15 protein-coding genes and 1 riboswitch are annotated in these 13002 nt (G+C 60.0%); all 15 genes read right to left on the reverse strand.

Annotation, left to right across the window (positions count from 1 at the left end; genetic code table 11):
• Window positions 1-1701 carry a methyl-accepting chemotaxis protein gene (locus AABA48_RS00210; RefSeq protein WP_338270762.1) on the reverse strand — a complete coding sequence of 567 codons (1701 nt, stop codon included), beginning with the start codon at window positions 1699-1701 and terminating at the stop codon, window positions 1-3.
• A 122-nt stretch (window positions 1702-1823) separates the two neighbouring features.
• A complete protein-coding gene (locus tag AABA48_RS00215) occupies window positions 1824-3098 on the reverse strand; it encodes a hypothetical protein (protein WP_286351589.1) in 1275 nt (424 codons plus the stop codon).
• Window positions 3099-3474: 376 nt separating this feature from the next.
• Entirely contained in the window at window positions 3475-4131 is a 657-nt protein-coding gene (locus AABA48_RS00220; protein ID WP_286351590.1) for a fumarylacetoacetate hydrolase family protein, read from the reverse strand.
• A 27-nt stretch (window positions 4132-4158) separates the two neighbouring features.
• Window positions 4159-5118, reverse strand: a complete 960-nt coding sequence (locus AABA48_RS00225) for a TIGR01212 family radical SAM protein (RefSeq protein WP_286351591.1) — start codon at window positions 5116-5118, stop codon at window positions 4159-4161.
• 3 nt (window positions 5119-5121) lie between these two features.
• Window positions 5122-5763 carry a thiamine phosphate synthase gene (gene thiE / locus AABA48_RS00230; RefSeq protein ID WP_338270763.1) on the reverse strand — a complete coding sequence of 214 codons (642 nt, stop codon included), beginning with the start codon at window positions 5761-5763 and terminating at the stop codon, window positions 5122-5124.
• Window positions 5756-6538, reverse strand: a complete 783-nt coding sequence (locus AABA48_RS00235; RefSeq protein WP_324309614.1) for a thiazole synthase — start codon at window positions 6536-6538, stop codon at window positions 5756-5758. Before AABA48_RS00235 ends, thiE begins: the two co-directional genes overlap by 8 nt.
• Before the next feature lie 71 nt (window positions 6539-6609).
• Window positions 6610-6807, reverse strand: a complete 198-nt coding sequence (gene thiS / locus AABA48_RS00240) for a sulfur carrier protein ThiS (RefSeq protein ID WP_010941252.1) — start codon at window positions 6805-6807, stop codon at window positions 6610-6612.
• 73 nt (window positions 6808-6880) lie between these two features.
• A riboswitch (TPP riboswitch) is annotated at window positions 6881-7033 on the reverse strand.
• A 104-nt stretch (window positions 7034-7137) separates the two neighbouring features.
• A complete protein-coding gene (locus tag AABA48_RS00245; protein WP_286351593.1) occupies window positions 7138-7668 on the reverse strand; it encodes a Yip1 family protein in 531 nt (176 codons plus the stop codon).
• Between the two features lie 35 nt (window positions 7669-7703).
• The gene (locus AABA48_RS00250) at window positions 7704-8555 is read right to left on the reverse strand and encodes a HAMP domain-containing protein (RefSeq protein WP_286351594.1); all 852 of its coding nucleotides are present in this window, start codon (window positions 8553-8555) and stop codon (window positions 7704-7706) included.
• Between the two features lie 116 nt (window positions 8556-8671).
• Window positions 8672-9661 (reverse strand): cytochrome c3 family protein, encoded by a 990-nt coding sequence (locus AABA48_RS00255; RefSeq protein ID WP_286351595.1) that lies wholly within the window; start codon window positions 9659-9661, stop codon window positions 8672-8674.
• A gap of 186 nt (window positions 9662-9847) precedes the next feature.
• Window positions 9848-10504, reverse strand: a complete 657-nt coding sequence (locus AABA48_RS00260; RefSeq protein ID WP_010941256.1) for a cytochrome b/b6 domain-containing protein — start codon at window positions 10502-10504, stop codon at window positions 9848-9850.
• A gap of 3 nt (window positions 10505-10507) precedes the next feature.
• On the reverse strand, window positions 10508-11557 hold the full coding sequence (locus AABA48_RS00265; protein ID WP_286351596.1) for a cytochrome c3 family protein: 1050 nt from the start codon (window positions 11555-11557) through the stop codon (window positions 10508-10510).
• Between the two features lie 90 nt (window positions 11558-11647).
• Window positions 11648-11881, reverse strand: a complete 234-nt coding sequence (locus tag AABA48_RS00270; RefSeq protein ID WP_010941258.1) for a hypothetical protein — start codon at window positions 11879-11881, stop codon at window positions 11648-11650.
• 73 nt (window positions 11882-11954) lie between these two features.
• Entirely contained in the window at window positions 11955-12347 is a 393-nt protein-coding gene (locus AABA48_RS00275; RefSeq protein ID WP_010941259.1) for a response regulator, read from the reverse strand.
• 50 nt (window positions 12348-12397) lie between these two features.
• Entirely contained in the window at window positions 12398-12640 is a 243-nt protein-coding gene (locus tag AABA48_RS00280) for a hypothetical protein (protein ID WP_286351597.1), read from the reverse strand.
• Window positions 12641-13002 lie beyond the last annotated feature (362 nt).

Raw genomic sequence — 13002 nt, forward strand, 5'->3', positions numbered from 1 at the left:
TTACCGGACCTTGAAACCGGCCATGGCTTCGGTGAGCCCTTCCGTCTGGCGTGCAAGGCGAGAGACGGCCTCTTCCATGAGCCGGGTGGTATCGAGACCGTTGACGGCGGTAGTCTCCATGTTTTCCACTGCTTCAACGATTTTCTGGCTGTTTTCCGCCTGAACCTGGGATGCCTGGCGGATGGTTGAGATCATACGTGTCACCCCTTCGCTGGAGCGGACGATGTGGGTGCTGGTGTCGCGCTGTTCCCGGGTGGAGCTGAAGACGCGCCCCGTGAGGCTCTTCATGCGGTCCGCAGCCTCGGTGATCAACTCGGTGCCGTGGGTCTGCTCCTGGGTGGCGCGCATGATCTGCTCGACCATTTCCGCAACCCGTTCCATGGCCCGGCGCATGTTTTCGCTACCCTGGGCCTGCTCAACGGTAGTCCGTGCGATCTCGCCCACCTGGTCGACCGCCATTTTCACCCCGTCCACGATCTTTTCGAGCGCCTCCCCCGAACGGTAGGAGAGCGTTTCCCCCTCGCCGATCCGGTCTTCCGCCTGCTTGATGGCCTGAACCGTCCGAACCGTTTCCTCCCGGAGTCCCGAGATGATTTCCGCGATTTCTCCGGTGGAACTGGTGGTCCGTTTGGCAAGTTCCTTGATTTCGTTCGCCACCACGGCGAAACCCTTGCCGTGCTCCCCTGCCTGGGCGGCGATGATGGAGGCATTGAGGGCCAGGAGCTTGGTTTGTTCCGCGATTTCATTGATGACCGAGATGATGGTGCCGATGTCGCCGACCCGGTGGGAGAGGGTGGTAATGGTGTCAGAGGCGCTGCGGGAGGAGCGGCGGATTTCATTGATGCCCGAGATGGTCCGGTCCACCGAGTCCCGCCCCAGTTCCGCATCGCGCAGAACTTCTTCCGAAATTGCGGCGGTTTCCAGGGCGCTTTTCTCCACCTGTTTGATGGAGAGGTCCATTTCGGCAACGAGCGAGGCGGTGCTGGACGCATCCTCCATGAGCACCCGGACGCTTCTGCCGATTTCCTTTTCCGCAGCCGCCATCTGGAGGATGGATGAGCTTACCTCGTCCACCTCCCGGGCAAGTCCTTCCATGTGTTCCGCCACCACCTCGATGCTCGTCGACATCTGGACGATGGCAGCGGCATTCTCGGAGGCCGTGCGCGACACGCATTCCACCGACTGGGCGACCTCGTTCACCGACCGGTCGATGGCACGGATGCCGTCGGTTGTCCGCTGCACTGCCCCTGTCTGGACTTCCGCCGTGTCGAGCCCGCGCTCAACCGCGTCCTTGACCGTGGCCGAGATAGCCCGCAGCTCTTCGACGGCCTCCTTGACCCGGGTTACCATGCCCGCCAGGCGACCGAACATGGCATTGAAGTTCTCTGTGAGCTGCCCGAGTTCGTCGGACGACTCATCGGTGACGGTGACCGTGAGATCTCCTTCGGCGCCACGGTCCATGGCAGATGCCAGATTGTTGACACGAATCACCAGTTTTCTGGCGGAAAGCATCCAGAGGGCGAAGAGCGACAGCAGGGCGTTGCACCCGAGCATGCCTGCCAGGAGTTGCGCATGTCCCTTGTCGTAGCCTGCTGCTGGTGCATAGGTAAGCGCCATGACTGCTCCCGCCGTTCCCACGGCGAGACCGGCGGTGAGCGAGAAACGAATGAGTCTGGACCCCAGGCTGAGATTCTTTGCCACGGCAATCTCCCGGTATACAGGTGGTTGTAAGGTGTGAGGTATGCTGGCGCGATACGTCAAGTTGCGAGGTTGTATGCAAATGGCATTCCCGATATGGCGTTCGGGTACGGGCCGGAACAGCGTTATCCAAAAGAGTAAACGCGCGCTCCTCCCTGGTAGAGTTCGATGGGGCCGTCTTCGGAAACCTTGATGACCCTCCCCGAAAAGGACGCTGCCGTGGCCGCGGTGGTACGGCCGCCGCCGGTCACCAGTTCCCTGGCATGGGAGGTGTCGATGATGACCCCCGTATCCAGCAATCTGCCACGGCGGCTGAAGACGGTCATGCCGTCGGACGAGAGGAGCCGCACCAGTTCGCCCGACTGCTTGAGCTGGCTGATGGTCTTTCCTTTCACCCGCTTCGCCAGCATCATGCCAAGGGGGTCGTCGCCCCCCACCGAGCCTCGCTTGAGACGGGCAAGTTGCCGGTCCCCCCGCTCCAGAATCAGCACCACCGTGCCGTGGCGGGCTTTGGAAAGTGTGTAGAGGGTCCATGCCAGTTCCTCGATTTCCTCCGGATCGAGGCAGCCGGCCAGGAACGAGCGGAAGATGTCCGGATCGAAGATGCCCCATTGCCCCCTGCGTCGCACCAGGAGTTTGTCGGGGCAGATGATGGCTTCGATTTCCGATGACTCGTTGACTTTGACCGCAAAGGCGCCGGCCCCGGCGGTTCGGAGCAGGGCGAAGACGCTGCGGTGGGCGTGGCGGTCCACTTCGTCCCGTTCGGTAAGGCCGCTGGGCTTGACGATGCCGGTGAGCTGCATCTGGACATTGGCGGCAAACAGCGAGTTGGTTCCATCGATGAAGCGGTAGGTGAGGGGATTGTCGAAAAGGGTGGGCGTCAGCGCCTGCTGGGGATTCAGGTCGAGCCATGCGCACTTCTGATAGCGGACCCGTTTGCGGAATTCCACCAGCGTCGTCCGGTACACGAGGAAACCGGTGGTGGCGGGCTTTCCCTCGTAGCGCTGGTAGGAGAGGTTCTTGAGGAGCTGGATCAACTGCTGGATGGACCAGAACGCCTTGCGGTGGTCGCCCCGGAGGAAGCGGGCCACCGTGATGTCCATCAGAGAGGCCAGAAGTGCGGTGCGGAAGTGGGCTGCGTAGCCCTCCTGCCTGAAGCCCGAGTAGAGCACGGCAAAGGCGGCCACGAGTTCGCCGCAGAAAATTTCCTCGGTGCGGGTGAAGGGGATGGAATCCCGGAACGCCGAAAAGAGGTAGGTGACCTCATCGACGACCATGGGCTTGCGCAGGACGTGTCCTCCTTCGGCTTCTTCCTCTCCCGGCCCGGTGAGGGCAACCCGGGCTCCGCCGAGCAGTCCCTGGAGGCTCGGCTTTATGGCATCGAAAACGTCTATGGGCATCGGCGCTCCGCTGGTTGTAGGGTCAATTGTATCGGTACCATTCTACCACCGGGCCGGTCAACTACAATGCGTGTCTTTCGGCGCCGGGAACCGCCGGGCCGGTTGCCGTCAAAGAAAAAGAGGAATGGATTACCCATTCCCCTTTTCAGTGGCTCAGTCGCCGCAACCGCAAGAATGCATCTCTCGTCCGCCAAACGGCGCTTTCCTGCCGCACTTCTGGCACCGCCAGAAGAGGCCCCCTCACCCCGGCAGCAGGAGCATAAGCCCCTGACATTCGGGGCAGTTTTTCTGTGTTTCCATAGGTTACCCCCGTCAGTTATTCACCCGCTAACAAGGGGTGTCTGCAAAAATAGTGTCAATAATATGATTATTTATATTATTTAACGGCTACCCGGAGCGCCGCCACGCCGACGACTTCGGCTTCCACGGTGTCTCCCGCCACAAGGGGGCCGACGCCTGCAGGGGTACCGGTCAGGATCACGTCTCCCGGTTCCAGCGAGAAAACTCCCGACATGTAGCTAAGGATCTGGGGAATCCGGTGAATCATGAGGGAGGTGGAGCCGTCCTGGCGCATCTCTCCGTTCACTCTGAGGGTAATGCGCAGGTCGTGGGGGTCGGTCACCCGGCTCGCCGGAACAAAGGCTGAAAGGGGGCAGGAGGTGTCAAACCCCTTGGCGATTTCCCAAGGCAGTCCCTTCTTCTTCAATTCGGCCTGGACGTCCCGCAGGGTCAGATCAATGGCAACACCGTAGCCTGCCACATGCTCCAGTGCCCGTTCGGGCGTGATGTCTTTCCCTCCTTTTCCGATGAGCAGCGCCAGCTCGGCCTCATGGTGACATTCGCGCGAATAGGAGGGGATGATAATGGTTTCCCCGTCGCCGATGACCGCCGTAGCGGGCTTCATGAAAACAACCGGCGCGTCGGGAGTCTCGTTGCCCAACTCCTTGATGTGTTCGGCGTAATTGCGGCCGATGCAGAGTATTTTGCCGATGGGAAACTCATTCCCCGACGGGGAAAGCCTGGCGGTTTTCATCTCGTGCCTCCTTGGGGTGGGTGAGGTCTACAGGTTGCCGACGCGGCAGTGGTCCCGGTCGAGCCTGCACCCTTGCCAGGAGCCGCGTCGACGCAGTTCGTTCACGATTGCAAACCACATCTGATTGTTCTTCAGGTTCCAGGTGGGCGCCACCCGGATGGCGAGGGGGGCCGAGCCGTAGAGGCGCTGGACGGCAATGCGGGGGGGGAGAAGCTCCAGGAAGTCGCAGGCCGTGGTCACGTACTCGGCAAGGGTTATCGGCACGAATTCGCGCCGGTGGTAGAGTTCGGCCAGGCGGGTTCCCTGTACCGCATGGAGCTGGTGGAGCTTAACCGAGTCCACCGGCAGTCCCGCCAGCAGGTGCGCCGTTTTCATGAATCCTTCGCGGGTCTCGCCGGGAAAGCCGTAAATGAGATGGGTGCAGAGGGCGATGCCCCGTCCCGCGATCCGATCCACGGTTCGGAGGTACTCGTCCAGGGTATGGCCCCGGTTGATCCGCTCCAGGATGGCGTCGTCCATGGACTGAAGCCCCAGTTCAATGCAGACGTAGTGCTCCTGCGCCAGATCGGCCAGCAGCTCAAGGGCCTCGTCCGCCAGGGCGTCGGGCCTGGTCCCCACCGAGATCCCCACCACGTCGGGATGGGAAAGGGCGCGGGTATACAGGTCCCGCAAGCGGGCAACCGGCGCATAGGTGTTGGTGAACTTCTGGAAGTAGATGATGAACTTCTCGCTTCCCAGCCGTTGCCGGTGGTAGGCCATGCCCTCGACCATCTGCAGTTCGATAGCCTTGTCGGGGACGGTGCCGCCGGGGGAAAAGGAGGCGTTGTCGCAGTAGATGCAGCCGCCGGTGCCGCGGCTGCCGTCGCGATTGGGGCAGGTGAAGCCGCCGTCCACGTTCACCTTGCTCACGTTGCAGCCGAAGCGGCGGCGCAGCCAGGTGCCGTAAGAGTGGAAGCGAAGTTCGGGATGTATGAACAGGTCTGACATGGCTTACTCGTCTCGGGTTCGGGGCGGCAGGAGCGCAAGGAGCGCCTGGGCGCGCTCCCTTGGGTCCGGGGCGGCGATGATGGCAGAAATCAGGGCAATCCCTGCCGCGCCGGCAGCCAGCGCCTCGGGGATGTTCGCCTCCTTGATTCCTCCCAAGGCGAACACCGGAATGTGTATCTCCTGCGTCGTTGCAGCCAGCTGGCCAATGCCCACCGGCTCACCGTAGGCTGCTTTGGACGGGGTGGGGTAGACCGGCCCGAAGGTGATGAAGTCTGCTCTCTGTGCCACGGCTGCTGCTGCCCCGTCGCGGCCGTGACACGAAACACCGATGAGTCGCCCGGAACCGAGCAGTTCCCGAGCCACGGCAGCCGGCATCCCCTCTTCGCCCAGGTGAACGCCGTCGGCCCCCGCGGCCAGGGCGATGTCGACCCGGTCGTTGATCAGGAGCCTGGCCCCGAAGCGGTCGGTGAGGCTGCGCATGGCCAGGGCGAGCTCAAGCAGCGCCCGGGCCGGCAGGTCCTTTTCCCTGAGTTGCACGCACCGCACGCCACCGGCCAGGGCCTCCTCGACCACGGCGAACAGGTCCCTGCCACCTGTCTGGTGGCGGTCAGTGATCAGGTAGAGCGAAAAATCGATCTCAGCCAATCATCCCCTCGATGGGGCTCGATGCCGTGGCATAAAGTTTCTTGGGAATGCGTCCCGCCAAGTAGGCGAGCCGGCCGGCTCGCACGGCCATGTTCATTGCCTCTGCCATGGCGATGGGATCCTTGGCGCCGGCGATGCCGGTATTCATGAGAACTCCGTCGATGCCCAGCTCCATGGCGATGGCGGCGTCGGAGGCGGTGCCGACACCGGCATCGACGATGACCGGCACCTTGACCGTTTCCTTGATGATCAGGATGTTGTACGGATTCCGAATGCCCAGGCCGCTGCCGATGGGGGCGCCCAGCGGCATGACCGCGGCACAGCCGATATCTTCAAGCTTTTTGCAGACAATGGGATCGTCGCTGGTGTAGGGAAGGACGGTAAACCCTTCCTTCACCAAGATTTTTGCTGCCTTGAGCAGTTCTTCATTGTCAGGGAAGAGGGTCTTCTCGTCGCCGAGCACCTCCAGCTTCACCAGATCGCTCATGCCGGCCTCCCGGGCCAGTCGGCAGGTTCTGACCGCGTCATCGGCCGTGTAGCAGCCGGCGGTGTTGGGCAGGAGCGTGTACTTTTTCGGATCGATGAAGTCAAGCAGGCACCCTTTGCCCCGGTCGGCCAGATTCACCCGACGTACCGCCACCGTAATGATTTCTGCGCCTGAAACCTCCAGGGCCTTGATCATCTGCTCGTTGCTGGCGTACTTGCCGGTGCCGACCATGAGGCGGGAGGAAAACTCGCGGCCGGCGATGACCAGTTTATCGGCTGCATTGGACATGGTGTAATCTCCTTGAAGTGTTTGAATCGCGAAGCATTGTCGGGCGCTGGGGCGGACCGATGCGGCCGACCTTACCCGCCACCTACGAAGTGGACGATTTCCAGTGCGTCGCCGTCCTTGAGGACGGTGGCCTGGTACTCCGCCTTGGGCAGGATGTCCATGTTCAACTCCACTGCGACCCTGCGCGGATCGATGTCGATGGAGTGGAGAAAGTCATGGACGTTCATGGTTGCGATGCTCTTGGCTTCGCCGTTGACGGTTATGTTCATGGGGCCTCCTGTCGGGATACGGTGGGGTTGTGTAAACAAAAAAGGCCGCAGAAGCGGCCCATGGGTTGTGGTGATCCATGTTCTATCGCTTCCCTACGCCGGTATTACCCGGATCAGGTTCGAAGGGTCGCCCTGCCGCTCCGTGCCGCGTTATTCCCTGTTATCCGGGCGCGGTCCGAACGGCATCACAGACGGGCTCTCAGCCGAAACTCCCCTAGCGGTTCGATGGTATGTGATTGTCGAAACAGTCTAACGCTCAGACAAAGCTAGCAATTCTCCCCATTTTCGTCAAGCCTTTTCCCGCCCCGGCCGCTGGGGCTGCCCCGGCCGCTACTCTCTGCGGTTCCGGTCGATGGTGTCGATAATCTCTTGGTCCTTGCGGATCGCTTCAGAGCAGAAGTTCCAGATGTGGTAGCTCTCAAGTCCCAGGATGGTGATTCCCGCCACGAAAACGGCCCAGTAGTTGTCATTCAGCGCCCTTGCAAAATGGTAGAACAGATAGAAGGCTGTCAGGTATCCCACGTGGGCGAACCCGCTGTACTGTTCCGCTCCCCCCATCATCCGGGCCAGTATGAGGATGATGGCAGAGAAGGTATAGAGCATGAGTACCCCGCTGATCATGGTCGCTGAAGGCGGTTTCCCCAGGAATGCCCGGACCTGGTCCGACATGGGTGGCAGGAAGCTGAAGTCCCAGAGGGCAGCGGTGCTTACCGCAAGGAACAGGGCCATGGCCCACAGCCCACGGCTTGCCGTGACGCGGTAGCGGCGGATGCGCTCGACCGCTTCCTGTCGTACCAGGTCGCGTTCGGGCGGTGAAATGCCGTTGTTGTGTGAAGGGGAACGTTCGGTGGTTCGCTTCATGGGTGCCGTTTCGATACGCTGGCCTGACGACGGCGTCAGGAGCGGTCCCCGCGGTCGCCGGCCGGTTCGTCTTGGGAGGCCTCGTCCGGTGACTCGCGCCGCTCTTTCAGCTGGTGGGCCAATTCCTGGTAGGCCCGGGCCAGTTCTCCCACTTCATCGCGGTAGGCTGGTGCCTTGCGACTCAGGTCGCCCCTCTTGACGGCGGAGACGTAATCGGCCAGTTCGCGGACCGGCAGCAGCACATTCCGGCGCAGCAGGGCCGAGACCCCTCCCACAGTCAGCAACAGCACCATCAGGCAGAAGACGACCATTCTCCCCTGCATGACGTTGAGGGTCTTCTGGAGCGGGGCTTCGGACAGGCCTATGTCGAGGGTACCAAGTACCTTCTGGCTCGGGCTGTGGACGTGGCACGCTGCGTTGAAGCATTCGGGCTCATTGTAGACGGGAACGGTTATGGCGATGACGTGTCGCCCCTTTTCATTGATGAAGCGGCGCGCCTGATCCATACGCCCCATGCTGGTGAGGGGGACCGGGCCGGAGTGGCAGGCCACGCATCCCGCCTCCTTTTTGTCCAGGAGTTTTCCGATGTCCCCGGTGTGGGCCGAAAACATGATCACTCCTTTCTTGTTGAAGATGCGGGCGTGCTCGACCCCTTTCTGCTGCCCCACGTTGTCGATGATGTTGCGCAGGGTTTCCCGGTCATCCTTGAGCATGGCATAACGTGCCGATTTGACTATGGTGTCGGCCAGATTGGTCTCGTGCTGGATGGCATCATTCAGCATGTCGGTCTTGATGACCGAGTAGAGGAGGATGCAGCAGACGATGACGAACCCTGTCACGGCGATTGCCGGCGGGACGATGGCTTTTGCGGCGAAACTCCGGGGCATGAGGTCTCCTTTAAAAAAAGGTTTTCATGTTGTAGGTTATCCTCAATTGCACAAAATGCAAGGGCGGGGTACGCGCCCCCGCCCTTTTCGTAGCTGATTACCGTGATGTCATACGGTTACATGTTGTGGCATTTGACGCAGTCCTCCCGGACGCTGAAGGCGGTCTTGCCGTTGTGGCAGGCGCCGCACGACTTGCCCTTCTCCATTTCGTGCATCGTCACGACCTTCGTGCTGCGACCCGTCTTGTAGAGCTTGTTGTGGCAATCGGAGCACGTGTACATGGAGAGGTGCAGGGCATGGCTGAACGTGGCAGGACCGGCTCCCTTGACCTTGTAGTTCACTTCCTTCACCGGGTGGCACTTGGCGCACTGCTTCACGTCGAAGACCGATTTGCCGTTATGGCAGGCACCGCACGATTTACCCTTCTCCATGGCGGCCATGCCGACCGGCTTGTTCCTTCCCGGCACATAGAGCTTGTTGTGGCACTGGTCGCACTTCATCTTGCCGGCGTGCAGCTTGTGGCTGAAGATTATCTTGCCCGTGCCAGGAGAAGAGAGGGGGACCTCCTTCACCATGTGGCAGGTGGCGCATTCATTGAGTCCGAAGGCTGTCTTGCCGTTGTGGCAGGCACCGCACGACTTGCCCTTTTCCATGTCGGCCATGGTTGCGCGCTTGTTGGGGCCGGCGTTGAAGAGCTTGGGGTGACAGGCATTGCAGTTGTCATAGACGGCCAAGTGTTTCTGGTGGCTGAAGGGGGTCGGCCCCGTGGACTTGACCTTATACGTGATCTCTTTCACCGCGTGGCAACGGGCGCATTCCTTCAGGGGGAACACTCCCTCCTTGCCATTATGGCAGGCGCCGCACGATTTGCCCTTTTCCATGTCGGCCATGGTGTACGAGACCTTCTTCCTGAGGCTGAAGATTCCGTCGTGACACGCCTTGCAGTTATTTTCTATTCCCTTCTTGCCGATGTGAGCCTTGTGGCTGAAGACTACCCGACCGGCGTCCTTCGTCTGGAATACCGCATCTTTGATGGTGATGCCGTAGGCGAAACCGGCAAGTGAGATGATACATACCGCGAGAAGGGGTAAACAGCGGAATCTCATGGTAGCCTCCTGTGGCAAGTGGATACTGTATGCTGTATGCACAAAGCAGCTGGATTATAAGTAAGAGGTCTAGATTAGTCAATTTAAATACTGTTTCCGGTCTGGCAGGCGGTGGATTTCCGGCGATTTCCATAAAAAAGGCGAAACGGATCGGACCGTTTCGCCTTTGGCTCTGCCGGGGGGTATTCAGTGATGCTCAACCTCTTCCCAGCCATCCCACATGGGTTTGAAGTGAGCAAGGGGGGTGTGCCCCATGGTGGCCAGGTAGACGTGGACGAAGAGGAAGGCGAAGAAGCAGCACGCGATCAGGAAGTGGGCGCTCACGAGGATTTTGAGCCCTCCCATGAGCAGGATCAGTTCGCGCAGGGGCGCCACGTTCAGGATCAGGATGCCGGTCACGATGACAAGAGGCATCAGGGCGAGCATGAGTCCCATGTAAGCTACTTTTTGCATGGGGTTGAACTTGTCGTCGGGGGTGGCGTGATGGGGGCTTTGCCCTCCTTTGAAGAAGTAGTAGAAGTAGTAGAGCACCTGCCGGAAGATTCCCATTTTGATGTCGTAAGTGTTCGGTACATAGAGCTTGAACAGGTTGCCCTTGACGATCAGGTAGTAGGCAAACCAGATGGCATAGAAGATCGATACCGTGATCCCTGCCGTGTTGTGGAGCCTGATGGCTGCCTTGTAGGTCCCGAAGATGTTCACATATTCGGGGAAGCGGATCTGGATGCCGGTCAGGCAGAGGGTCACGATCCCGAGGGCGTTGATCCAGTGCCAGATCCTGATCGGCATCGGGGTGAGGTAGATGAATTCCTTATGTTCGGCATGCTCGTTATGGGCGCTCATGGCTCAGTGCTCCTTTCTGTTTTTCCTGGTCAGGAATCTGAAGGTCCCGTGAATCCCCGCGAAGGCGATGCCGCCGCTCACTATCAGTCCGCCGATGATGGACAGTGCCGTGCTGCGGGTGGAGCCCATCATGTAGAAGTCGGGGGTCCCGTAGAGAAGGTCGAGGACCGCGCCCTTTTCAACCGCGACACGGCTGTAGGTGCCGTGTTTGTCGGGGAATGCGACGAAGCTTGTCTGCATTGCCCGGGGACCCGATGCGTGACAGAAGGTGCAGTCCCAGCGGTTATCCAGAATCTGGTAGGTGTGGGTCACTTTTTCAGGGGTCATCATCCCCCAGAGTCTCATGCCGTCGTGTCTGGCGCTTTTGTTGAACGAGCGCAGCTCGGCCAGTGAAATGTAGTTGTCGCCATTGGTGTCGATGATCGCTTTCACATCCCGGTCGCCGGGGAGGGTGCGGGAGAGGTCTTCATAGGTCGCCGTTTTGAAGTCGCTCTGGGGTTTTTCCCCGGCCCGCTTCTGGATGTACAGGGTGATCACGTAGTTTTCGGAGCCGGTGTGGCAGGTGATGCACGGCAGAGCATCGATATGCAGGTCCGCCTGGGGAAGCCACTTGCTGTGAACCTCGACCATCTTTGCCGTCTCATGGCACTTGGCGCACTTGGCGTTCATGTCCCGGCCGGAGGTCAGGGCGGGCGGCTTCACTGCGTGGGGATCATGGCAGTCGGCGCAGCCGGCATTGTTGGCGTGGAGGCTCGCGGTGTATTCTTTGGCGATCGGTGAATGGCATTCACGGCACGCAGCCCGTGAGGGGCGGATGCCATCGTCGGGGTGGCTCGCTGTGACACTGTCATGACACGAGGTGCAGCCGATGATGGCGTGGGTGGTACGGCTGTATTTTGCGGCATCGATATAGAGGTGGGAACCGCTCTTCCCGATATCCTTACTGCTGTGGCAGCCGAGGCAGGCATCGGCCGTTTTGTCTTCAGCCAGAGCCGCGGCGGGGAGTATCGCGAGGAGCGACAGCACAATTGCCGTCTTCCGTAGGGTGCGCATCGTGTGCCTCCTTAAGTGATGTCGGGGCCGGCTCCCAGGGGACCGGCCGGGCTCCGTGGCGCGCGGAGGTGTCGCTCCCGCGCCGATTGGCTAGTGGCGTGCCTCTTCCTTGGCCATGGTCGGTTCTTTCTGGAGTCCCTTGGCAAAGCCGAGCATCATGAGAACGGCGGGCATCAGCTGCGCCACGATGATGAGAGCGCAGAATCCGAGGAATATCCATACGAAGACGCCGCTGTTGTCTTCCCGTGCTCCCGAGGCTGCCAGAGCCGGTACGACGCTGCCGAGCCAAAGTGCCGCTGCCTGTGTGATCGTTGTGGGTTTCATAGCTGTTTCCTCCTTCGAGTTGTATGGCTCCTGCTATTAATGATCAAGTTGCTCTGGTCGATGAACCGGATCGCTATCGCGCCGGCCTGCAACTGAGCAGGCTGTCGAACGCGCAGCGGACGGCTTGGCGTATTTCTTCCTTGTCCTCCGGTTTGCTGGGCTTCAGGGCGTGATAGAAAATCCCTTCTTTGCGGAGTTTCCTCATGGTCGGCAAAGATGCCTCATCGGATACCAGGATGATTGTCAGGTCACGGTTGCATTTTTTGAGCAGGGGGACCAGTTCGCCAGCCTTGAACTCATCGAACTCGCTCCCCATCAGGACAACCTGGGCCGCCCTCTTGAGGATTCCGTAGATCGCGTTGGCCGCCGAGTTGGTCACGATGACGTTGTACCCCGCCTCAATGAAGAGATCAGCCATCTGCTTGCGAGCTTCCGTATCATTGTCCGCTATGAGAAGTCCTAACATGGTCGTCCCTCTCTCTGTCGGCTTCGCTGTGGCAGCTCGTTCCGCGCCGCTTACGCCGTTTCGTTGCCCGATGTTCCGGTGGCGATATCTTTCGCCGGTCTGATAAACAGTCCCTTGACCATAGCTCCGAAGAGCATGAGCCCCGGCAGGAGCTGGAACACGATGATCAGTGCGCCGAATGCGAGAAACAAGGTTACCAGCAGGCCGCTGGCTTCTGATTCCGCGCCGCTGGCCGCCCATACTGTCCCTGCCGTTGCCAGAGTTACCATCAGTGCTTTCGACGTCGTTTTCATATCAATCCTCCCTGACCCGGAGATGTGAGCCTTTTGATTTCAGATAGTGCACCCGGCATGCCAGTATGAGTTTTATTTATTAAAATTTTCTATTGCACTGAAATGACAGCGGTATTTTGCGGGCCTGAATGGTGCGAGACGTGTCGAACCGGCGAGGACTGTATGGTTGCCCTATACAGGGTAGCCAATGGTGTCTGGCCCGCTGCGAGATTGCGTGTTGTGTAACTGGTTGAAGTTGCGGATATTATCGGCTCCGGGGGCCGTGTATAAAAAAATATACAGTTGGTTTGTAGTGTAACATGTTGAAAATGCGAGCTATTGGTGAAAGGTGTATGCATCTCTTTTAACCTGTGCATCGTCAA

The sequence above is a fragment of the Geobacter sp. 60473 genome (genome assembly GCF_036323535.1).
In the GTDB taxonomy this organism is placed as follows: Bacteria; Desulfobacterota; Desulfuromonadia; order Geobacterales; family Geobacteraceae; genus Geobacter; species Geobacter sulfurreducens.

Bases quoted from the DNA above. Each gene is read 5' to 3' on its own strand.
- AABA48_RS00215 (WP_286351589.1), bottom strand. From the start codon at position 3,098: ATGCCCATAGACGTTTTCGATGCCATAAAGCCGAGCCTCCAGGGACTG.
- AABA48_RS00220 (WP_286351590.1), bottom strand. From the start codon at position 4,131: ATGAAAACCGCCAGGCTTTCCCCGTCGGGGAATGAGTTTCCCATCGGC.
- AABA48_RS00225 (WP_286351591.1), bottom strand. From the start codon at position 5,118: ATGTCAGACCTGTTCATACATCCCGAACTTCGCTTCCACTCTTACGGC.
- AABA48_RS00235 (WP_324309614.1), bottom strand. From the start codon at position 6,538: ATGTCCAATGCAGCCGATAAACTGGTCATCGCCGGCCGCGAGTTTTCC.
- thiS (WP_010941252.1), bottom strand. From the start codon at position 6,807: ATGAACATAACCGTCAACGGCGAAGCCAAGAGCATCGCAACCATGAAC.
- AABA48_RS00245 (WP_286351593.1), bottom strand. From the start codon at position 7,668: ATGAAGCGAACCACCGAACGTTCCCCTTCACACAACAACGGCATTTCA.
- AABA48_RS00250 (WP_286351594.1), bottom strand. From the start codon at position 8,555: ATGCCCCGGAGTTTCGCCGCAAAAGCCATCGTCCCGCCGGCAATCGCC.
- AABA48_RS00255 (WP_286351595.1), bottom strand. From the start codon at position 9,661: ATGAGATTCCGCTGTTTACCCCTTCTCGCGGTATGTATCATCTCACTT.
- AABA48_RS00260 (WP_010941256.1), bottom strand. From the start codon at position 10,504: ATGAGCGCCCATAACGAGCATGCCGAACATAAGGAATTCATCTACCTC.
- AABA48_RS00265 (WP_286351596.1), bottom strand. From the start codon at position 11,557: ATGCGCACCCTACGGAAGACGGCAATTGTGCTGTCGCTCCTCGCGATA.
- AABA48_RS00270 (WP_010941258.1), bottom strand. From the start codon at position 11,881: ATGAAACCCACAACGATCACACAGGCAGCGGCACTTTGGCTCGGCAGC.
- AABA48_RS00275 (WP_010941259.1), bottom strand. From the start codon at position 12,347: ATGTTAGGACTTCTCATAGCGGACAATGATACGGAAGCTCGCAAGCAG.
- AABA48_RS00280 (WP_286351597.1), bottom strand. From the start codon at position 12,640: ATGAAAACGACGTCGAAAGCACTGATGGTAACTCTGGCAACGGCAGGG.